Origin of the sequence: Arthrobacter sp. 3Tela_A (genome assembly GCF_049311025.1) — a bacterium.
GTDB lineage: Bacteria > Actinomycetota > Actinomycetes > Actinomycetales > Micrococcaceae > Arthrobacter_B.
In genome coordinates, this window is the sequence record NZ_JAXIOM010000067.1 from 1 (window position 1) to 20,611 (window position 20,611).

Here is a 20,611-nt window from a genome sequence, read left to right on the forward strand (position 1 = left end):
GGGGGCTCGGAGTGGTGTATACGCGCCAGGGGGCGGCGCGGGGCGCGGCGCTGGGGGAGCGCGTTTACACGAGCCGGAAGCGTTTGTGCACCGACAAGAACCGAGTGCTGTGCAGCATCGAGCGGGTGGGCGTGTGGCTGCTTTATGGATGGCCCATTTTTGACCGCGCTGGAAACCGGTCCGGGCGGCCAAGATACGGGAAATCCCGGGCTGACTTGGTCTGCTGACCAGGCCGAGCCTGAACCTCGGCCGCCATGAGTAACCTGGTCGATTCCTTGAGCGAGCTCCGTACCGGTAAACCGTTCGTTTCGGACGGTGAAATCCGGGTGGATGTCCCGTAATTGGTGTCCTGAAAAGGGCCGATTTTGGCCTCGGAATGTCAGTGGCAGCTGAAAGAGTTGGGGTATGAACCGCTCCTCGGACACCGCGTTCTCCCGGTCATCTGACCGGGAACGGAGCGGTGCGCCGGGTGCCGAACCGAACATGGAGCCGGGTGTAGAACGGGATGTCGAATCCTTTGCCTGCCGGGATTCCGGCGCCTCGCCTGGGCCTCATCCCGGTAACCCGTCTGGCCCGCAATCCGGGAACCCGTCTGGCCCGCATTCCGGGAACCCGTCTGGCCCGCATTCCGGGTTTTCGCGCGGGCCGGGACCTGCTGACTCGTCTGGCTCGCATCCCAGGTTTGTTGCTCCTTCCGGTGCAGTGTTCTGTGCCGATCCGGCCTTGGCCGATGGCACCCCGGTGGAAGTGCTTCCCGAGGGATTTGCTGGCCGGTTGTCGTTCCGTGGAGCCGAACGTCTGGGCTATGACGAAACCGTGTCCGCACTCCAGCGTCTGGGGATGCTGGTCTCCTGGGCCCAGGCTCAGCAGGCACGGGTTGCCGCCCGGTTGGAGGTTCTCTTCGCCCGGGACATCGCCGATGCCTCAGGAAGGGAAGAACCAGCACTGGCCATGAGCCTTGCGGCAGCGGAAGCATCCGCTGTCCTGAACATCCCGCATATGACCGCGATGCAACTCATCAGTGAATCCTCCCGCCTCTGCGCCGACGCCCCGGAGACTCTGACCCGTCTGGCAGAGGGAAAGATCGCACTCCAGCACGCCCGGATCATCCTCGAAGAAACCCACAACCTCCCCGCCGACGTCTTGGGGGTCCCGGAAGGTGATTCCGGGCCAGGTGCCGCCGACGACCGGGCGGGGGTAGATGCCGGTGGCAACCAGTCAGATGCGGGCCAGCTGGACCTCGGACTCAATATGGGAACCGGAGACATGGGACCCGGCGACGGGGCTGACGAGGAAAATGGGGACGGGGCTGACGAGGAAAGTGGGGACAGGGCTTCGGGATCAGCCTCCAATGGAACAGCGTCGGGAGACGGGACCGGAACCGAAGCTGCCCTTGCAAACGCCGACGCACTGACTGTGCGTGGCGCGTTCGAACGCGACCTGCTCACCGAGGCTGAAGGCAGGACGGCTGCCGGGTTCGGCCGTCGGGCACGCAGGCTCCGGGAGTCCCGGTTCCCGGATCTGATTCCGGTCCGGCACCGTGAGGCGAAGGACAAACGCCGGGTGATGTTCCAGCCCCTGCCCGACGGGATGTCCTGCCTCAGCGCGATCATCGCAGCGGAGAAGGGCCAGGCCATGTTCGCCGCCCTCACCAGTGCCGCCAAAGCCGGCAAACGAGCCGGCGACCCGCGAACCATGGACCAGCTCCGCGCCGACACCCTCACCGAACTGCTCCTCGAAGGCGAACCAACACCCACAACCACCTGCCCTGATTCTGCTCCCGGTACTGCAGCGAGCAGCCAGGACGAGCCTGGCACCGGCACTCCCACCAGCGATGGCCGCGACTGCCGCGGAACCGCTTACCCCGGCACTGCCACTTTCCCCGGCCCCGGCCCCGGCACTGCCGCTTTCTCTGACACAGGCACCGGCACTGGTGTTGGTATTGGTACCGCTGGCGGCACTGCACAGGTGAAGCCCCTAGACACTCCTACCGAGGTCGGAAGCGAGACTGCGACCGGGGCCGGGACCGAGACTGAGACTGAGACCGGTCCCGTTCCCGATTCCAGTGGACCGCTGGTCTCCACCCCTCGCACGGACCCGGAACCTAAACGGCCACGCCGGGCCGAACGGCACCGGAACCGGAACCGGACCAAAGTCCGCACCGAAGTCATGGTCCTCATCAACGCAGACACCCTGGCCGGACTCAACGAGAACCCCGCTGAACTCAACGGCTACGGACCAATCAGCGCAGACACCGCACGGACCATGATCCTCGACGCCCTGCACTGGACACCCCTGCTCCAAAACCCGGCAACCGGTGAAATCCTCAATGTCGGACGAACACGCCGCATCCCCGCAGGACTCAAACGCTGGCTCCAAGCCCGGGACGGAACCTGCCGGTTCCCCGGCTGCTCAGTCAGCGTCACTCATGCTGAGATTGACCACACCACGCCCTTCTCCCACGGCGGACCTACAGACCATACGAATCTGGAACACCTCTGCCCCAAACACCACCGCTTCAAAACCCTCGGCCATTGGAAAGCCCGCCAACCCGAGGCCGGAACCATCGAATGGGAGTCACCGACGGGGCGCTCTTACACCACAGAGCCAGTGCTGGATCATGTAAGACCAAGCTCTTCCAGCACGCAGCCAAAGCAGCCCGAAGCCGATCCGCCACCGTTCTAGCTGACCGGCCGAGCGGGCTGAAGCACGATCAGCAGGTCCCCGGCGCCATGCAGGCAGCGGCACGAACTGCCTTGGTCCGCGGGCACCGTCAGCTGAAACGGCTGTCGTTATCGGCATGGGTCTCAGCTGCCCCCAGTTTCCCGGACCTGACCCAGACAGCGGCGCCCAGCACTTCGATAACCTAGGTCCTCTAGTGCCAGAAGCTGTCCTGCCGCAGGGCACTGCGGGAAGGCGACAACTCCGGGAAGGGAACAGGCATGACAACCAGAGTGCTGCTGATCGCGGACACGCATCTGCCGAAGCGGGCCAAGGCACTGCCGCAGCAGGTGTGGGACGAAGTGGAAACCGCAGACCTGGTGGTACACGCCGGAGACTGGGTCACCGAAGAGCTGTTGGATGAGCTGCAGGAACGCTCACGGAAGATCCTGGGCTGCTGGGGCAACAACGACGGACCGGAACTCAGGTCCCGACTACCGGAAATTGCCCGCACCGTCGTCGAGGGCGTGCGAATCTCCGTCGTGCATGAAACAGGTACGGCAAAAGGCCGTGAAACGCGCATGCAGGATGCCTTTCCGGACACGGACCTGCTGATCTTCGGACACAGCCACATCCCCTGGGACACCACCGCACCCAACGGGCTGCGGCTGCTGAACCCGGGATCACCGACAGACCGTCGCCGCCAGCCGTTCTGCACGTACATGGTTGTCGAAATCGATGATGGAACGCTCGACGTCGAGCTGCGCCGGCTTCCGCTGCGGGGTAGGGCCCCTGTGGCTCAGGGACCGGAAGTCTGACGGAGCGCCCGGCAAGGAACCATATGCCGGACGCCCCGCGCTGTTGCCGTAAAGGGGTCTTAGTACGCGTAGAGATCTACGAACCTGCCTTCGGGGGAAAAGACGGCAATGCTGTCCCCGTTGTTGTTAAGAACGGCAGTTGTCCGGTTGTTGTAGAACCGGTCGGCAGTGTTGGTGCCCGGACCGGTGTAGACACGGAGTTGCCCACCGGGACTCAGCACGTAGCCTGAGCCAACAACAAGACGGTTGATGACGGCGTCCTGAAGCACATATCCGCTGACGTCCACAGGTGCGCTGCCGGTATTAGTCAGAAGGACGTACTCACCGTTCTCCGGCTGCACATCATTTCCGGGCGGATCTGCAACGACAGTGGAGACTTCGATCCCGTTGTTTTCAGGCAACGGATCAACGCCCCGCTGGAGCGCCGATAACACGCCCGGGAAGTCGGTGATGATGGAATCAACGCCCAGCACAGTCATCTCAGTCATAGCCTCCACGCTGTTGACTGTGTAGACATCGAGGGTAAGGCCAGTGGCCTGGACACGGGCGACGTCGGCCGGATCCAGAAGCCGGTAGTTGGTGACCAGCCCGTCTGCCCACTGGGAAAGGGACGCCAGCGCTGCATCGTCGGGTACCGAACTGATCAGCAGCACCGGAATGTGCGGCATCAGGTCGTGGAAGGCGCGGAGCGAGGCTTCATCGAAGGAGCTGACTACCAGCTGGTCCCTGGCGATCAGCCGTTGCCAGTAACGTTTTTCGCCCAGAGCCTCGGCAAGCTTGGCTTCGACGCCAGGAGAGTTCTCGGGAGACTTAATTTCGATATTGATTCCGGTTTTGGGAGTGGTGACCAGCGCAGCGTCGCGCAGGTCCGGAATCGGTTCACCGGCGAAAGACGGACCGAAGTAGGAACCGGCATCTAGAAGGCTCAGTTCCGCGCTGGTGAAAGACGTGATGGGATCGCCAGCCCGTTCGGGAAACACCTCCGCCACGTTGGTGGTTCTGGCGCCCGTGGCATCGTGGAAGAGGAAGATTTCCCCGTCACTGCTTAGCTGTACATCGACTTCAAACAGGTCTGCGCCAAGGTCACGCGCCTGCTCAAAGCCTGCAACGGTGTTTTCCGGGGAGAGTCCGGCGCTCCCTCGGTGCCCCACGATGCTCGGGTAATTTGTGCTGCCGGGAGGGCCGGCCCGCTCGGCGCCGGCGGCTGGAACTGCTGTGCTTAGGCCCAGGGCAGCGACGAGCGAGATGCCGAAGGCTGCTGAGGCGCGTATGTGGAGTTTTCCCATGGGAGATCCTTAGTCCGGTTGTTGGCGAACAATCGAGCGTCATCGGTTCCAGGGCTGGGACAGATTGCGAAGTCCTGCCGTGGAATTCCTGTCGCCCGAGGGTCTGACAGGCCACAGTCTGAAACGTTTTAGTTGCACGGTCAATAGAGCGGCACGGCTTGGCCATTGCCTGCCTTAAACGTTTTAGGTACGCTCGCCAGAGCTTGCCTGTACTAACTGCGGCAGGGCGGCTGACCGGCAACGGGGCTGGTCGGCCCCACACAGAAGGAGACCACTATCGTGCATGAACCTGCGGCCAAGACGACCGTGCAGCAGACCATCCGCAGGGGCGTTCCGGTGCGCCGGGGATCCGAGCAGCCGTACTACTCACTCGAACCCGGCCCCGGAGAAGCGCACGGGACGCGGACTGAGCTGGCACCGGAAGGGCATCCCCGTGGGAAGGCGGGTCATCAGAATGGACAAAGCCTGGGGGAGCAGCGCCGCAGCATCGCGTACCTGGCGCACCTGACGGACATACAGCTCACTGACGTCCAGTCACCGGCAAGGCTGGAAGCCATGCACGAGCTTGGGCGCCGCCCCGACACCATGCTGCTCCTGCCGATGATGCGACCGCAGGAGCTGCTGGCCGCGCATGCCACTGATGCTTTGGCCCGGGCGCTCAACCGCGTGGCTACCAGTCCGCAGACCGGCGCTGCTCTCCAACTGGCCATTACAACCGGTGACAACGTGGATAACATGCAGCTCAATGAGGTCAGGTCCTTCCTGAGCCTGCTCGAGGGCGGCGAAGTGTGCATGGATTCGGGCGGTTCGGCGTTTGAGGGTGTCCAGGACGGGCGTTTCCCCTGGGCGTGGGCACCGGAGGATCCGGACAACCGCTGGGGACGGGAACACGGATTTCCCCATGTTCCGGGTCTGCTCAAGGCGGGTCTGGAACCGTTCGTCGCCGCAGGCCTCAACATTCCGTGGCTTACCTGCTACGGAAACCACGACGGCCTGGTCCAGGGGAGGGCGCCACTCACACCGGAACTCGGCGCCGTTATGACCGGGCACCGTAAGGTGCATGCACTTCCTCCCGGACCGGTTGCAGACTTCACGGAGCACCCCCTGGAAACCTTTTCCGGTCCCGCACACCAGATAACACCGGATCAAGCGCGCCGGCCGGTCACCAGGGAAGAGTTCGTTGAAGCGCACTTCCAGCCCGCCGCCCGTCCAGCCGGACACGGACTGGGCGAGCGCAACCGCCTGGACGGGACGGCCTACTATGTCTACGACGGGCTGCCGGGCATCCGGGTCATAGTGCTGGACACAACGAACCCGGCTGGAATCTTCGAAGGCAGTATCGACCGCAGGCAGCTTGCCTGGCTGGAGGAGCGCCTCGCAGAGGTGCATGTGCGCCATGCAGATGCTTCAGGCCGGGAGGTTCCCGGCGGTGGGGACGAACGGCTTGTCATCATCACCTCTCACCATCCGCGGACCAGCATGACGAATGACCGTGAGGTGCCCGCCGGCTATTTGGACTCCGGGGATCGTGTCCTTGGTGAAGAAGTGGCCGCCGTGCTGCACCGGTACCCGAACGTCATCGCCTGGGTGAGCGGGCATATCCACCGCAACTACGTTCGTCCTTTGGCATCTAGCAGTGGAGGGTTCTGGGAGATCAGTACCTCCTCGGTCATGGACTGGCCCTGCCAGGCGCGGCTGCTGGAAGTGGTGGATAACGCAGACGGCACTTTGTCCATCTTTTCAACAGCACTGGACCATGAAGGCCCTATTGCTCCTGGAGGGACTTCGGGACCTCTGGAACTGGCAGGCTGGCACCGTGAACTCGCCGCGAACGATCCCATGGGCGTGGGTGGATTCAACGCTCACGGGGAACCCGGGGACCGGAACGTTGAACTGCTGTTGCCGGACCCCAGGAAGAACCGGAGCTGAGACTAGCGCGGAGCTGGGCCGGTGGAACTGCGCGAGACGAGTTCCACCGGCTCCACATGGTCGCTCAGCAGTTCCGTGTCGGCGAGCCTGGCAAAAATGGCGCGTCCAATAGCCTGCCGGTCAAGCCTGATGGTTGTCAGTCCGGGGGCCAGCAGCTCTGAGGTGGGCAGGTCATCGTGACCCACGACGGAAAGATCGGAGCCGACGGCCACGCCGGCTTGGCGTGCGGCGCGGTACACCGCATGGGCTGTGAAATCCGAGTTGGTAACCACAGCGGTGGGCCGTGAAGCTCTGGCCAACCGCTCGGAGACTGCGGCCTGAACGTGTTCGAGGCTGAGCCGTGTGTAGATGGGGTCCGGTTCAATACCGAGCTCGGAGCACCGCTGCTCGAAAGCCACCAGCCGGTCATTGTCCGCCATCAGACCCGCGGGCGCCGTGAGAAAGCTGATCCTCCGGTGTCCCAGACCGGCCAGATGATCTACTGCCAGCGTGACCGCTGACTTGTTGTCCGGGGAGACGCATGTAACCGGAAGGTCAGGCGGGCGTACTGCGTTGATGACAACTGTGGCACGGCCGGGAGCGCCGCTGAGCCACTGGCTGACGGCGCCGCCCGGCCCCACCGGGGCGATGGCAAGGCCTCTCACGCGCTGGCCAAGGAGCAGGTCGACGTGTTCGCGTTCGCGTTCAGTGGAGTACTCGGAGTCCACCGCCAGAATGGTTGCGCCCTGTTCGGTTGCCGCATCCTGGGCGCCTCGGAGGACGTCCAGGAAAAAGGGGTTCGCCATGTTGCGGATCATTAGGCCGTAGGCGTTTGCTGTCCCGGTTCGCAAGGCTCGGGCAAAAGGGTCGGCGCGGTAGCCCAGGCGGTCCGCCGCAGCGAGGATGCGCTTTCTCGTGGCGGCAGAGACGCCTTCGCGGTCATTGAGCGCGAAGCTGGCAAGCGTGGCGGACACTCCGGCTTCCCGGGCCACATCACGAATGCTAGGACGGCCTATCATGCGAATCCCCTCGCTGCCTCTACTGGTGAACGGGGCGTGGATTCACGGCACCGCTGGACTGGCCGGGATCTCCAGCCGTCCACAGTCTAGGACTAACTGTTGACAAAGCTTAAACGATTTAGTTAGCTGTCCCCAATTATCAAATGTGAGCTAAATCATGTCTACAACGGAGTGGGGGAGAAATGTCCGATGTTGAGCTCCGCGGCGTGGAGAAGACATTCACGGACGGAAAAGGCGGCACTACCCGCGTACTGCACGGAGTAGACATCGTCGCCCCGTCTGGACAGTTCGTGGTCCTGCTCGGCCCCTCCGGCTGCGGAAAGTCGACTTCACTGCGCATTATTGCCGGTCTTGAGCAGGCCACCGCGGGTGAGGTACTGATCGACGGCCGGAAGGTCAATGACGTGCCGGCTGCCAAGCGGCACATTGCCATGGTCTTCCAAAACTATGCGCTGTACCCCCACCTGTCCGTTCTGGAGAACATCGTTTTCGGGCTTCGGGTGCGCAAGGTCCCCAAGGCCGAGCGGGAAAAGCGGGCCACAGAGGCCGCCGAGAAGGTTGGCCTTGTTCCTTATCTGGACCGCCGCCCCAGCCAGCTCTCCGGCGGCCAGCGCCAGCGGGCAGCGCTGGCCCGAGCTCTGGTAAGCGACGCCAAGGTTGTACTCATGGACGAACCGCTCTCAAACCTCGACGCAAAGTTGCGCCAGCAGATGCGGATCGAACTCCGCAGCCTGCAGAGGGAGCTTGGCCTGACGGTGCTGTACGTGACGCATGACCAGGTGGAAGCCATGACCATGGCAGACCACGTGGTGACAATGCGGGACGGCCATGTCGCCCAGGCTGCTTCACCGGAGGAGCTGTACGTGAACCCCGTTGATGCAGATGTCGCGGCGTTCATCGGTTCTCCGCCCATGAACCTGTTGCCGGTAACCCGTGCGGCAGGAGATCAGATTCTGCTGCCCGGTGGAATCGCCTGGAAGACTGCCCTTCCGGCAGGTTCCGGCCAGGAAATGCTGCTGGGTATCCGCCCGGAGAACCTGTCCATCACCCACGAATCGGGCGCCGCGACTCTTCCGGGAACGGTTAAGGCCACGGAAATGCTCGGCGCTGAAACCCTGCTCACGGTGGATGTAGCAACAGGGCACAGCGTGGTTGCAAGACTGCCAGGTATTGTCCGCGCAGCAGAGGGAGATCCGGTGCTTCTCAACACCGTTCCAGAGGGCCTCCGCTTCTTCGATGCGGCCTCACGCAAACGGATGGCTGCTGTTCCGGAGCCAGCCTCCGCCTGATTCTTGCCCCACGCTCCGCACTAGCCGGTACTGCCGGCATTCATCACTCACCTTTTCACCTGATCGCGCAGAGAGGCCCGATTATGTCCCACCGCAACGCGTTCTCACCGCCCGCACGCACCATCCGGCCCTCTGCGAAGGCGCTCTCGGTCCTGGCGGCAGGGGCATTGCTGCTCACTGCCTGCGGCGGGGGCGGCAGCAGTACCAACGCCGACGGCGACGTAGCAATCACCATGTACTATCCGGTTGCGGTCGGTGGACCGCTCACCTCAGTTGTTGACGGGCTCATCGGAGAATGCGAAGACGAGAACCCGGGTATCGCCGTCGAAGCCGTCTACGCCGGCAGCTATGCGGACACCATGACAAAAGCGCAGACCGCGGCGCGCTCTGGTGACGGCCCGGATCTGGCTGTCCTGCTCACCACGGAACTCTTCACGCTTCAGGACCAGAACCTCATTGTTCCGCTGAATGATATTTCCGACGACCTCGGCTGGGCAGAGGACAGGTTCTACGAGCCCTTCCTTAAGAGTGGCAAGGATGCTGAAGGAACACTGTGGAGCATTCCGTTCCAGCGCTCCACGATAGTCCAGTACCACAACAAGGAACTGTTCGCGGAGGCAGGTCTGGACCCTGAGGCTCCCCCCGCCACCTGGGAAGAACTGTCTGCCGCGGCGAAGACCATCAAGGATTCCGGTGCCGCCGAGTATGGAATCGAGATCCCCTCCACCCAGTTCGGCTACTGGATGTTCCAGGCACTCGCGGTACAGGCCGGAACGGAAATCACTGACGGATCCGGATCTCAGACCCGGTTCGACGATCCCGCCGCCATCGAGGCCATGGAGTACTGGAAGCAACTGGCGGATGAGGGCATGATGCCCTCGGGAACCACCGAATGGGCTTCCACCCCCGAGGACTTCCTGCAGGGCCGGACCGCAATGATGTGGACCACCACCGGCAACCTGACCAACGTGCGGACCAACGCCGGGTTTGACTTTGGCGTAAGTCAGCTGCCCGCCAACGTGCAGCCCGGCTCGCCCACCGGAGGCGGCAACCTGTACGTCTTTGAGCAGGCAGATGATGAACAGCGGGAAGCTGCACTGACCATCGCTGACTGCCTCACACAGCCCGAGCGCACCGCGCAGTGGAGCATCGAGACCGGTTACGTCGCTACCGGACCCGAAGCCTGGGAAACGCCTGAGATGAAGGAGTACGTCACAGAGTTCCCCCAGGCAGAGGTGGCACGCGAGCAGCTGGACAACGCCGTCATCGAACTCTCCACGCACGAGAATGGCAGGGTCGTGCAGATGGTGAACGACGCCATCGCCTCCGTGCTCACCGGGCAGCAGGAACCTGAAGCCGGAATGAAGGCACTGCAGGAGCAGATCGACGGCGTGCTGGAAACCTACCGGGACTAACCAATGACCCAGGTTTTGGAACAGGCCGCTAAAGAGGCCGACGGCGCCCCCCGCCGTCGGTCCGGAGCCCGCAGGCCGCTGGGGGACCAAGCTTTTGCCTGGGCAATGCTGGCCCCTGCGTTTATTGTGCTGATTGCATTCACGCACTATCCGATCATCCGGGCAGTCATGCGCAGCTTCGAGGACCGCCGGGGAGACGCAAGCTTCGCCAATTATGAGCGGCTGATCAATGACGCCGTCTTCTGGCAGGTAGTGAAGAACAACCTGCTCTTCGCCCTCGGCGTGGTGCCGACCAGCATGGCTCTGGCAATTCTGATGGCTGTGTGGGTGAACGGAAAGCTGAAGGGCAAGGGGTTCGTGCGGCTCTCGTACTTTACGCCCACCATCCTTCCAATGGTGGCAGTGGCGAGTATTTGGCTGTTCTTCTACTCACCGGGCCTTGGCCCCGTGACCAAACTGGCCGAGTTCTTCGGGCTGCCGGCACAGAACTGGCTGGGTAACCCTGACACCGTGATGTGGTCGCTGGTTGTGGTGATGATCTGGAAGCAGGCCGGCTTCTTTATGATCTTCTACCTCGCAGGACTGCAGAACATGGCACCGGAGCTGGAAGAGGCCTCGAGCCTGGAAGGCGCGTCCCGCTGGTACCACTTCCGCCGGGTCACCTTTCCACTGTTGATGCCGACCACACTGTTCGTCTTCGTCGTAGCGGTCACGGATGCCTTCAAGATCATTGACCACCTGTTCATCATGACCGGAGGCGGTCCCAACAACTCCTCCAATCTCCTGCTCTATTACATCTACGACACAGCATTCAGCTTCTTCGACATGCCTTATGCAGGTGCCCTCACGGTGGCGCTGGTGTTGATCCTTGGCGCTGTCGCCGTCCTGCAGTTCACCATCCTCGGAAAGCGGGTGCACTACCAGTGAGCCACTCCACCGCACCGGTTGCGCCAGCCACCGGCAATGACGCACCTGCTCCCTCAGCGCCCGTGCGCCCGCAGGCGCCGCGACGGCGTCGTCCGCCTTTTTCCTTCAGCCGGACGCTGGAAACCGCCGGTGCCTGGCTGCTGGGCGTGCTCTGGCTGCTGCCGCTGGTCTACGCGCTGTGGGCGTCCGTCCATAATCGCGACAGTGCCACGAGTTTTGACCTGACAGCACCGCTCACGTTCGAAAACTTCGTCACTGTCTGGAACGGGGCGCCATTCGACAGGTACTACCTGAACACCATCCTTCTGGTGTGCGGGATTCTCGCTGGGCAGATCCTGCTCGGGGTGCTGGCAGCCTACGCTTTTGCGCGCTTTGAGTTCAGGGGCAAGAACGTAGCTTTCGCCCTGGTGCTGGTTCAGCTGATGATTACCCCGGACATCCTGATCTCGGAGAACTACTCCACCATGGCTCAACTGGGCCTGGTGGACACCATCACCGGCATTGGCCTGCCGTACATTGCCAGCGGTTTCGGAATCTTCCTGCTGAGGCAGACATTCAAGAGCATTCCAATCGAGCTGGACGAAGCGGCGGAAATTGAAGGCTGCTCGCGTTGGGGCAGGCTCTGGAAGGTTTACGTGCCGCTGGCCAAACCGACACTCGTCGCCTGGGGCCTCGTCTCGGTTAGTACCCACTGGAACAATTTCCTGTGGCCGCTGATCATCACGAACAGCGTCGAGGCACGTCCGCTGACCGTGGGACTCATGGTTTACAACGGCACTGAGTCCGGCATCGACTGGACGCTCCTCTCCGCGGCGACGATCCTGGTCGTGGCTCCACTGCTGATTGCCTTTCTGATCTTCCAGCGGCAGTTCGTCCAGAGTTTTATGCGGGCAGGCATCCGGTGACCAGCGGAGCTGCCGCACTCGATTTCCCGGTTCCGGCGGAACCGGGAAGCGAAGGCGGCGGCTCCCCGGTCCGCGCGGTGCTTTTCGATTTGGACGGAACCATCTACCGAGGCACCGAAGCCATCCCCGGTGCCACGGAAACCGTCGCGGCGCTCAGGGCGGCCGGAATCCGGTGTGTCTTCGCCTCCAACAACCCCACGGCAACATCGCTGGACTATTCCCGCCGCCTGATCGGCCTGGGAATCCCAACCGCTGAGGCTGACGTCCTTACAAGCGGCGGCGTAGCGGTGGAGTGGCTGAGGGAAACCCATCCAAGCGACTCCGTCTTTGTGATTGGGGAGGAATCCTTGATCAGGGAGCTGCAGGCCGCAGGAATCCAGGTCACCACTTCGGAGCAGGCCGATGTGGTACTCACGGCTTTTGACCGAACTTTCAGCTATGCCAAGTGGAACACAGCCTTTCAGGCCCTGCGGCGGGGAGCATTGTTTGCTGCCACAAACCCGGACACCACCTGTCCCGTGTCAGACGGCGGCCTCATTCCAGACTGCGGCGGAATCACCGCCGCGCTGGAGGCGACATCGGGACGCAGGGTCGACGTCGTCTTTGGGAAGCCCTCACGGATCATGGCGGAGGCCGCGCTGGAGCGCCTAGGCGTCGGCGCGGAGGAAGCACTCGTAGTCGGTGACCGTTTGGAAACCGACATTCAAATGGGGCAGGCCGCGGGTGTCCGGACAGTATTGGTACTGAGCGGCGTCACTGGACACGGGGCGGACTCCTCGGCGGCCAGCGCGGTGCTGCCGTCGGTCCGCGAACTTCCCGGGCTGCTGGGCTCCTGGGACCAGTCCACGTCCTGACCGGGAAAGGAAGCCGCATGGAATTCTTCTCAGAGACCTTCCTGACGGAACTGATTCTTGCCTCCTGTGCCTTTGGGCTGTCCTGCCTGATCGGATTGGAACGCCAGATTCGGCAGAAAAGCGCGGGACTGAGGACGCATGCCCTGGTTGGCACCGGATCCGCAATCTTCACGCTGGTATCCGCTTTCGGGTTCTCCACTGTGCTCGGCGGAGACGTCATGCTGGATCCCTCGCGCATCGCAGCCCAAATAGTTTCCGGAATCGGTTTCCTGGGTGCCGGTGTGATCTTTGTGAACCGCGACGTTGTGCGGGGACTGACCACTGCAGCGACGGTATGGATGTCGGCAGCCATTGGTATGGCCTGCGGGGCCGGAATGGTTCCGCTTGCTGTTGCTGCCACACTGCTGCACTTCATTGCTGTTGGTGTGCTGGCGCCGCTGACCCGGTTCCTTCCCACTCCTGATGGGAAACGGACGGTACGGATCCGCTACCAGGACGGCCGTGGAGTGCTCCGTGACATTCTTGGCACCGCAACCGGTATGGGATTCGACTCCTCGATTCTGGACACACGGCAGATCGGAGGCGATGGCGACGCCGCAGCCCAAGTCGTCGTGGAGATGCGGTTCCGGGGCAAACCGCCGCTGCGTGATCTGCTGAGCCAACTGAGCGAACTGCCGGGCGTGCGCCGCATTAGCCTCCGCGAGATAGACGAGGACGGGTTCGACGACGAGGACGACGAGGCATCGGCACCGAGGCGCCGTTTACTCCGGTCCCGGCGCTGAACCTCTCTGTTGTCGCAGGATTCGGCACCCCGCCGCCTCCCCCGGGGTGGGTCCCTCAGCCCCTGCGCAGCAGCCTGCCCGCAGGTGCCGCACTGCCGGACACCGCTCTGCCCGCAGATACCGCACCACCCGAAACTTCACCACCCGGTACCTCAGCGCCGCGCAGGAAGGTCCGCCGCACAACCCCGGTCAGTTCCTTCCCCGCATAAGGGGTCACCGGATTGCGGTGCAGCAGCCGGACAGGATCCACAACGAATGAATCCCCGGGGGCGAAGACCACAAAGTCCGCATCGGCACCAGCCGCAAGCCGGCCTTTGCGCTCCAATCCGGCCAGATCCGCAGGCCGGCGGGACATCCACTCCACAAGCCGTTCCAACGGAACCCCACGGCGCCGCGCCTCGGTCCAGATGACAGGCAGGCCAAGCTGCAGGGAGGACACTCCGCCCCAGGCGACTGAAAAGTCCCCGTGCTCCAAATCCTTCAGACCCGGTGTGCTGGGGGAGTGGTCCGAAACGATGAAATCGATCGTCCCGTCAGAGAGCCCCTGCCACAGCTGCTCCCGGTTGGCGGCATCCCGGATCGGCGGGCAGCACTTGAACGCCGTGGCACCGTCCGGAACCTCCTCGGCCACCAGGGTCAGGTAGTGCGGACACGTCTCCGCCGTGACCTGGATTCCTTCCTGCTTGGCAGCGGCGATCAACGGAAGGGCTTCGGCAGAGGACAGGTGCAGGATATGCGCCCGTCCACCGGACCGGCGGGCCGCATCGATGACCCGGGCAACGGCCCTGTTCTCCGCGGCCGGCGGCCGGGAAGCGAGGAACCCGTCGTAGCGGGAGCCGGAGGACTGCGGAGCCCCAGCGATGACCTGCGGATCCTCGGCATGGACGATGAGCAGCGAATCGAAGGAGGCGATCTCGGTGAGGTCCTTCTCCATCTCTTCCGGCTCCAGGTGCGGGAACTCGTCCACTCCCGAATGCACCAGGAAACACTTGAATCCAAAGACACCGGCATTATGGAGTGGCCGCAAGCCGGCAGTGTTTCCGGGGACGGCACCGCCCCAGAACCCAACATCCACAAACACCTGACCCGCAGCCGCAGCACGTTTCACCTCCAGCGCCTCAACAGACACCGTTGCGGGAATAGAGTTCAGGGGCATGTCGATAAGAGTCGTGACTCCGCCAGCGGCAGCAGCACGGGTGGCGGTGGCAAAACCTTCCCACTCGGTGCGGCCCGGTTCGTTCACATGCACATGGGTGTCCACCAGCCCTGGGATCAGCACCTCATCCGGAGCCAGGTCGATACTGCGGGCACCGGTCAGTCCGGTACCGAAGGGCACGACGGCGGCAATGACGCCGCCGCGGACCCCCACCTCCCACGCTCCGGACCCCGCAGCGGCAAGGATACGTTCTCCTCGAATGACCAGGTCGTAACCGGTCACGGACGACGCTCCGAGGCAGCAGCACGGTACGGCTCCAGCCACCCAAACGCGTCCGCACTGGGACTTTGGTATTCCAGGCTGACGAGTCCGGTGTACCCGGCGGCCAGGGCATCCTCCGTCCACTGCACCAGGGGCAGCGTGCCGGTTCCCGGCGCACCCCGGCCCGGAGCGTCAGCGAGCTGAATATGCCCAAACCCGGCCGCATGCCCGGCGATGAGGGCGGGGACGTCCTCCCCGTTCACGGCCAAATGGTAGAAATCGGCCAGCAGCGCAATATTCTGCCGTCCGGACCCATGCACCTGCTCAATGACGCCGAAGCAGTCCGCTGCGGTGCGCAGGGGATAAGCGGGCAGACCGCTCAGCGGCTCAAGAAGCACTGTCCCGTCCAGGCCGGCGACGGCGCCGGCTGCAGCCGCAAGATTCTCCACAGCACAGCCGGCCTGGGCCGAGGCAGCAGTCCCGTCTTCCGGCAGACCGTACAGTGCGTTGAATCCCCGGCAGCCGGTCAGCCGGGCGATGCCCGCAGTGGTCTCCAGGCTGGAACGGAACTCCGCACTCCGCGTAGGCGATGACAGCACGCCGCGCTCCCCGGCAGCCATGTTGCCCGCATAAAAGTTCAACCCGGTAAGCCGTACTCCCGCCTCGGAAATCGACCGGAGGAAGGCATCAACTTCCCGGTCCCCGGGAACCGGCGAGTCGAACGGCCACCAGAACTCCACGGCGTCGAACCCTGCCTCCGCAGCGGCAGCCGGGCGCTGAAGCAGCGGAAGGTCCGTCAGCATAATCGAACAGTTGACCGTCAATTTTGGGCTGGGGAGGGAAAACAGAGAGGGCATGGGGTCCTTCGGGATCACAGCAGAACCTGCCGGTTGACGTCCTTGTACAGCAGATACCGGAAATTGGAGGGCCCGCCGGCGTAACAGGCCTGGGGACAGAAGGCACGCAGGGACAGATAGTCTCCCTCCTGCACCTCCACCCAGTCTGCATTCAACCGGTACACCCCCTTGCCTTCCAGGACGTAGAGCCCGTGCTCCATCACATGCGTTTCAGCGAACGGAATGGAGGCTCCGGGTTCAAAGGTGACCACGTTGACGTGCATGTCGTACGCAAGGTCATCTACGGGCAGCATTCGGGTGGTGCGCCATTTGTTGTCCGTTCCGGGCATGCCCACAGGCTCAATCTCGCTCTCATGCCCGACGACGACGGCCGGGATGTGCCCGGGCAGCGGCTCGTACGCCTTACGGATCCACTGGAACCGTGCCGGAGCGCCGCCGTCGTTGGCGGCTTCCCAGACCCGGTCGGGCGGCAGGTAGGCGAAGCCGCCGGGGCCCAGCTCGTGGCGCTCGCCGTCGATGGTCACGGTGAGCGGACCGCCGTCGAGCACAAAGACAAACGACTCGACGTGCTGCTGCGGTTCAGGGGCCCGGGATCCGCCGCCCGGAGCGACTTCCATCAGGTACTGGGCGAACGTCGTGGCGCCGCCGGCGACGGGCCGGTTCAGGATCCAGGCCCGGGTGCCCTGCCACTGAGGCAGGACGCTGGCCACGATGTCCCGCAGGACCCCGCGCGGAATCACGGTGTAAGCCTCCGTGACCACGGCCCGGTCGGAGAGCAGATCGGTCTGCGGCGGCAGCCCGGCTGCGGGGGCGTAATAGCGGCTCATGCGTGCTCCGCTTCTCGAGAACGGGCAAGGCGGTCCAAGTCCTCCGGGGACACCCCGGCGGCGGAAACCTCGGCCTCGGTCACCGCTCCGCACGCGGCTGCCCGCTGGATAAAACGGGCCAGGGCCCGGGCCGTGGCCGGCTCATCCAGGACGGTGCTCTCCCTGCGGTGCACGTAGTTGCCCAGTCGTTCAGCTGCTGCGGGGAAACCCCGGCGGTAGAACGCATACGTGGCGAGGTAACGGGTGGGAAGCTGCGCCGGGTGCAGGTCCCAGCCCTGGTAGAAGCCGGCCGCCAGGGAGCGGGCCACCAGCCGGGCGTGCAGTTTCCATGCCCGCAGCACGTTGTCTGCATCGCCCACCGGCAGGATGTTCGTGGAACCGTCGGACAGCCGTACACCGGTACCGGCGGCGGCAGCCTGCATAACGGTCTTCGCATAGTCTGCGGCCGGATGCTCCAGCGACTGGTACTCCGGTGCGATCCCAATAGCTGCGCTGTAGTCATAGGTCCCGTAGTGCAGGCCGCTGACTCTCCCGGGAGCAGCATGCAGCAGCCGGGCCACGGCTGCAGTGCCGTCCGCGCCCAGGATCACCTGCGGCGTTTCCACCTGCACCTCGAACCGCAGCCGTCCGGGGCGCAGGCCGAACGCTTCCTCCAATCGCCCGCAGACGTAAGCCATGGCCTCCACCTGCGCCACGGTGCTGACCTTCGGCAGGGTGAGCCTAAGTCCCTGGGGCAACTGCCGGCCGGCCAGCGACCCAATGAGGGAACCCAGGAAAAGGTCCAGTGTGCGCAGGCCCCGTTGCCGGGTGGCTGCCTCCAGGGATTTAAACCGGATGCCGATAAACGGGGGAGCAGTGCCGGCCACGACGGCCTCCGCAACGGCAGCACCGCAGCCGGCAGCGTGCGCGTCCTCCGAACTGTCGGGCAGCGTGCCGTAGCCGTCCTCAAAATCCAGCCGCAGGTCCTCGATTGGTTCGGATTCCAGCTTGGCGCCGGCCAGCTCGGCCAGGACACCCGGTTCCGCGAACTCCAACGAGGAAGCCAGCCACTCCAGGCCCCCCTGTTCCTCGACCGCAGCCAGGGCACGCTGCCCCCACTCGCCGGGAAGCGACGGCGTGAACTTGTTCCCGGGAACGTACACGGAGTGCACGGGCTGCCGAGCAGCATCGTCCCCCGGGTACCGTGCTGCCAGCAGTTCGTCACTGGCCTGCAGATCCGTACCGATCCGCGCGTAGTCTTCCGGGCGCAGGGCGGAGGGGATCCTGGTGCCCGCAGAGAACTGGGTTTTCGAAGTCATCCGGCCGTCCCTTCCGCTGAGGCGGTTCCCGGCGCAGCGCCCGCCACGGCTGCGGCGACCGCCGGGGCCACCCCCGGGTCGAAAACACTGGGAACTATGTAGGCGGCGGACAGCTCTGCCGGCGTGACCCGGTCCGCGATGGCATGCGCAGCTGCCAGCAGCATGGCCTCGGAATAGTCGGCGGCTCCGGAGTCCAGCAGGCCGCGGAAGAACCCGGGGAAGACCAGGACGTTGTTTATCTGGTTCGGAAAGTCGCTGCGCCCGGTCGCCACGACGGCGGCGTGCCGGGCGGCGGCCGCGGGATCCACTTCCGGCTCCGGGTTGGCGAGGGCAAAAACGACGGCGTCCGGAGCCATAGCTGCGATGTCTGCCTCGTTCAGGATCCCGGGAGCGCTCACACCAATGAAGACATCTGCGCCGGCCAGAGCCGCCGAAAGAGGGCCTGCGAACTCCTCCGGGTTGGTGTGGGCAGCGAGCCAGGCCCGGGTCGGATCGGGCTGTTCCTCGCCGGCGCTGACCGCACCTTCCTTCCCGTAGACAATAATCCGGGCAGCCCCGGCCGCCAGCAGCAGCCGGGTGATGGCCGAACCGGCAGCACCTGCGCCGGCGATCACGATCCGCACGGACGCCAGCGGCTTGCCCACCACACGCAGGGCGTTCTGCAGTGCGGCTAGGGTGATGACGGCGGTGCCGTGCTGGTCATCGTGGAAAACGGGAATCTGCAGCTCGGCACGCAGCCGCCGTTCGATCTCAAAGCAGCGGGGAGCTGCAATGTCCTCCAGATTGATGCCCCCGTAGGACGGGGCGATCGCTTTGACCACCCGGATGATCTCCTCGGTGTCCTGGGTGTCCTGGGTGTCCAGGCAGACCGGCCAGCCATCCACGCCTCCGAAGTGCTTGAACAGGGCAGCCTTGCCCTCCATGACGGGCAGCGCCGCCGCCGGTCCGATGTTACCCAGGCCCAGCACCGCTGAACCGTCCGTCACCACAGCCACGGTGTGCCCCTTGCTGGTCAGGCGGCGGGCCTGGGCAGGGTCTTCGGCAATGGCCAGGCACACGCGGGCGACGCCGGGAGTGTAGGCCCGGGAGAGATCGTCGCGGTCATCCAGGGCGACGGTGGGGACGACGCCGATTTTCCCGCCCAGGTGCATGGCAAAGGTGCGGTCCGTGACGCTTTGGACGCTGACGCCGTCGAGCTCCTCCAAAGCCTGTTCCACCCGGGATGCGTGCCCGGCGTCAGCGGTATTGCAGGTGATGTCGATCAGGAGGAAGCGCTGCGCGGATTCCACCACATCCAGGCCGGTAAGGGTGGCTCCGGCGGCTCCGACGGCAGCCGCCAGGGCGCTGGCCGCACCGACGTCCGACGGCGATTTCACCCGCAGGGCGATTGAGTTGCCCGGGCCGGGAACGGCCATAGGAATCTCCTCCCTTCCTTTGCCTTCCGTATCACGGATAATATTGTTTGCGATACGGAATAACAATGGACCCAGTGCTGAATTGTTCGCCTCGGTGAACCGTACCGGAAGGACTGCCGCGATGGCTGAGCGAACCCCCGGAGTCCAGTCCGTCGAACGGGTCTTTGAGCTCCTTGAACTGATAACCGATGCCGGCGGTTCGGCGACCCTGAGCGAACTCGCGGCCACCGCAGACCTGCCGCTGCCCACGATCCACCGGCTGCTGCGCACCCTTGTGGGTCTAGGGTATGCCCGGCAGCTGCCCAACCGCCGCTACTCACTGGGACCCCGCCTGATCCGGTTGGGGGAAGGCGCCACCGCCCAGCTGGGCGCCCTGGCCATGCCGGTGCTCAAAAACCTGGTCGACGAGCTGGGAGAGACCGCCAACATGGCGGTCCTGGATTCGGACCAGGTGCTCTACATCGCCCAGGCACCTTCCCGGCACTCCATGCGGACTTTCACGGAAGTGGGACGGCGGGCACACACTCATGCCACCGGCGTCGGCAAGGCGATCCTGGCCCAGCTTCCCGATGAAAAGGTGCGGCAGATAGCGGAAAGGGCCGGCCTCCCGGCGGTTACGGGGGCCAGCATCACCGGGATCGATGAGCTGCTGGCGGACCTTCGTGCAATCCGCGAACGTGGCTTCTCCGTTGACGAACAGGAACAGGAGCTGGGGGTTCGCTGCTTCGCGGCAGCCGTTCCCGGCGCGCCCAGCCCGACGGCGATTTCGGTCTCCGGGCCGGTCTCCCGGGTGGATGAGACCTTCGGCCGCCGTGCCGTACCGCTGCTGCAGGCCGCAGCCAGGGAAATCGCTGAGGACCTGTCCCGGCACGGGTAGGCCTCATTAGAAGCAACAAACGCAGAGAGGGCCGGAAACCACGAACGGTTTCCGGC

At 64.3% G+C, this 20,611-nt stretch carries 17 protein-coding genes; 10 read left to right on the forward strand and 7 right to left on the reverse strand.

Annotation, left to right across the window (positions count from 1 at the left end; genetic code table 11):
- Positions 1 to 774: 774 nt before the first annotated feature.
- Together TVC13_RS15795 and TVC13_RS15800 are read left to right on the forward strand one after the other, a co-directional pair.
- Positions 775 to 2,685 carry a DUF222 domain-containing protein gene (locus tag TVC13_RS15795; protein ID WP_422402108.1) on the forward strand — a complete coding sequence of 637 codons (1,911 nt, stop codon included), beginning with the start codon at positions 775 to 777 and terminating at the stop codon, positions 2,683 to 2,685.
- Between the two features lie 257 nt (positions 2,686 to 2,942).
- A complete protein-coding gene (locus TVC13_RS15800) occupies positions 2,943 to 3,479 on the forward strand; it encodes a metallophosphoesterase family protein (protein WP_422402109.1) in 537 nt (178 codons plus the stop codon).
- Between the two features lie 59 nt (positions 3,480 to 3,538).
- On the opposite strand, the gene TVC13_RS15805 is transcribed toward TVC13_RS15800, so the two are convergent.
- Positions 3,539 to 4,765, reverse strand: coding sequence for a glycerophosphodiester phosphodiesterase family protein (locus tag TVC13_RS15805; RefSeq protein WP_422402110.1), 1,227 nt, complete (start codon positions 4,763 to 4,765; stop codon positions 3,539 to 3,541).
- A 279-nt stretch (positions 4,766 to 5,044) separates the two neighbouring features.
- Between TVC13_RS15805 and TVC13_RS15810 the strand changes: the two genes are divergently transcribed.
- Positions 5,045 to 6,694: a TIGR03767 family metallophosphoesterase gene (locus tag TVC13_RS15810; RefSeq protein WP_422402111.1), complete on the forward strand. Its 1,650-nt coding sequence runs from the start codon at positions 5,045 to 5,047 to the stop codon at positions 6,692 to 6,694.
- A gap of 2 nt (positions 6,695 to 6,696) precedes the next feature.
- Here TVC13_RS15810 and TVC13_RS15815 read toward each other — a convergent pair whose 3' ends face one another.
- On the reverse strand, positions 6,697 to 7,692 hold the full coding sequence (locus TVC13_RS15815) for a LacI family DNA-binding transcriptional regulator (protein ID WP_422402112.1): 996 nt from the start codon (positions 7,690 to 7,692) through the stop codon (positions 6,697 to 6,699).
- Between the two features lie 182 nt (positions 7,693 to 7,874).
- Here TVC13_RS15815 and TVC13_RS15820 point away from each other — a divergent pair, with 182 nt between their 5' ends.
- The 6 genes from TVC13_RS15820 (at position 7,875) to TVC13_RS15845 (ending at position 13,864) form a co-directional block, all read left to right on the forward strand.
- The gene (locus tag TVC13_RS15820) at positions 7,875 to 8,981 is read left to right on the forward strand and encodes an ABC transporter ATP-binding protein (protein WP_422402113.1); all 1,107 of its coding nucleotides are present in this window, start codon (positions 7,875 to 7,877) and stop codon (positions 8,979 to 8,981) included.
- An 83-nt stretch (positions 8,982 to 9,064) separates the two neighbouring features.
- Positions 9,065 to 10,396, forward strand: a complete 1,332-nt coding sequence (locus TVC13_RS15825) for an ABC transporter substrate-binding protein (protein WP_422402114.1) — start codon at positions 9,065 to 9,067, stop codon at positions 10,394 to 10,396.
- A 3-nt stretch (positions 10,397 to 10,399) separates the two neighbouring features.
- Complete coding sequence (locus TVC13_RS15830; RefSeq protein WP_422402115.1) at positions 10,400 to 11,323, forward strand: carbohydrate ABC transporter permease; 924 nt, start codon at positions 10,400 to 10,402, stop codon at positions 11,321 to 11,323.
- Positions 11,320 to 12,228, forward strand: a complete 909-nt coding sequence (locus TVC13_RS15835; RefSeq protein ID WP_422402116.1) for a carbohydrate ABC transporter permease — start codon at positions 11,320 to 11,322, stop codon at positions 12,226 to 12,228. The genes TVC13_RS15830 and TVC13_RS15835 overlap by 4 nt, the downstream gene beginning before the upstream one ends.
- Positions 12,225 to 13,082: an HAD-IIA family hydrolase gene (locus TVC13_RS15840; RefSeq protein ID WP_422402117.1), complete on the forward strand. Its 858-nt coding sequence runs from the start codon at positions 12,225 to 12,227 to the stop codon at positions 13,080 to 13,082. Before TVC13_RS15835 ends, TVC13_RS15840 begins: the two co-directional genes overlap by 4 nt.
- Before the next feature lie 17 nt (positions 13,083 to 13,099).
- Positions 13,100 to 13,864 (forward strand): MgtC/SapB family protein, encoded by a 765-nt coding sequence (locus TVC13_RS15845; protein ID WP_422402118.1) that lies wholly within the window; start codon positions 13,100 to 13,102, stop codon positions 13,862 to 13,864.
- 55 nt (positions 13,865 to 13,919) lie between these two features.
- Here the strand turns inward: TVC13_RS15845 and allB are convergent, their stop codons facing one another.
- The 5 genes from allB to TVC13_RS15870 all read right to left on the reverse strand — a co-directional run bounded on the left by allB (position 13,920) and on the right by TVC13_RS15870 (position 19,678).
- On the reverse strand, positions 13,920 to 15,302 hold the full coding sequence (allB, locus tag TVC13_RS15850) for an allantoinase AllB (RefSeq protein WP_422402119.1): 1,383 nt from the start codon (positions 15,300 to 15,302) through the stop codon (positions 13,920 to 13,922).
- Positions 15,299 to 16,084 carry a hydroxypyruvate isomerase family protein gene (locus TVC13_RS15855; RefSeq protein WP_422402120.1) on the reverse strand — a complete coding sequence of 262 codons (786 nt, stop codon included), beginning with the start codon at positions 16,082 to 16,084 and terminating at the stop codon, positions 15,299 to 15,301. Before TVC13_RS15855 ends, allB begins: the two co-directional genes overlap by 4 nt.
- Positions 16,085 to 16,152: 68 nt before the next feature.
- Positions 16,153 to 16,965: a bifunctional allantoicase/(S)-ureidoglycine aminohydrolase gene (locus TVC13_RS15860; RefSeq protein WP_422402121.1), complete on the reverse strand. Its 813-nt coding sequence runs from the start codon at positions 16,963 to 16,965 to the stop codon at positions 16,153 to 16,155.
- Entirely contained in the window at positions 16,962 to 18,263 is a 1,302-nt protein-coding gene (locus TVC13_RS15865) for a DUF6986 family protein (protein WP_422402122.1), read from the reverse strand. The genes TVC13_RS15860 and TVC13_RS15865 overlap by 4 nt, the downstream gene beginning before the upstream one ends.
- Positions 18,260 to 19,678: an NAD(P)-dependent malic enzyme gene (locus tag TVC13_RS15870; protein WP_422402123.1), complete on the reverse strand. Its 1,419-nt coding sequence runs from the start codon at positions 19,676 to 19,678 to the stop codon at positions 18,260 to 18,262. The genes TVC13_RS15865 and TVC13_RS15870 overlap by 4 nt, the downstream gene beginning before the upstream one ends.
- A gap of 121 nt (positions 19,679 to 19,799) precedes the next feature.
- Here TVC13_RS15870 and TVC13_RS15875 point away from each other — a divergent pair, with 121 nt between their 5' ends.
- A complete protein-coding gene (locus TVC13_RS15875; protein ID WP_422402124.1) occupies positions 19,800 to 20,555 on the forward strand; it encodes an IclR family transcriptional regulator in 756 nt (251 codons plus the stop codon).
- Positions 20,556 to 20,611: the final 56 nt, after the last annotated feature.

Bases quoted from the DNA above. Each gene is read 5' to 3' on its own strand.
- TVC13_RS15805 (WP_422402110.1), bottom strand. From the start codon at position 4,765: ATGGGAAAACTCCACATACGCGCCTCAGCAGCCTTCGGCATCTCGCTC.
- TVC13_RS15845 (WP_422402118.1), top strand. From the start codon at position 13,100: ATGGAATTCTTCTCAGAGACCTTCCTGACGGAACTGATTCTTGCCTCC.
- TVC13_RS15820 (WP_422402113.1), top strand. From the start codon at position 7,875: ATGTCCGATGTTGAGCTCCGCGGCGTGGAGAAGACATTCACGGACGGA.
- TVC13_RS15825 (WP_422402114.1), top strand. From the start codon at position 9,065: ATGTCCCACCGCAACGCGTTCTCACCGCCCGCACGCACCATCCGGCCC.
- TVC13_RS15860 (WP_422402121.1), bottom strand. From the start codon at position 16,965: ATGAGCCGCTATTACGCCCCCGCAGCCGGGCTGCCGCCGCAGACCGAT.
- TVC13_RS15875 (WP_422402124.1), top strand. From the start codon at position 19,800: ATGGCTGAGCGAACCCCCGGAGTCCAGTCCGTCGAACGGGTCTTTGAG.
- TVC13_RS15870 (WP_422402123.1), bottom strand. From the start codon at position 19,678: ATGGCCGTTCCCGGCCCGGGCAACTCAATCGCCCTGCGGGTGAAATCG.
- TVC13_RS15855 (WP_422402120.1), bottom strand. From the start codon at position 16,084: ATGCTGACGGACCTTCCGCTGCTTCAGCGCCCGGCTGCCGCTGCGGAG.
- TVC13_RS15830 (WP_422402115.1), top strand. From the start codon at position 10,400: ATGACCCAGGTTTTGGAACAGGCCGCTAAAGAGGCCGACGGCGCCCCC.
- TVC13_RS15865 (WP_422402122.1), bottom strand. From the start codon at position 18,263: ATGACTTCGAAAACCCAGTTCTCTGCGGGCACCAGGATCCCCTCCGCC.
- TVC13_RS15800 (WP_422402109.1), top strand. From the start codon at position 2,943: ATGACAACCAGAGTGCTGCTGATCGCGGACACGCATCTGCCGAAGCGG.
- TVC13_RS15815 (WP_422402112.1), bottom strand. From the start codon at position 7,692: ATGATAGGCCGTCCTAGCATTCGTGATGTGGCCCGGGAAGCCGGAGTG.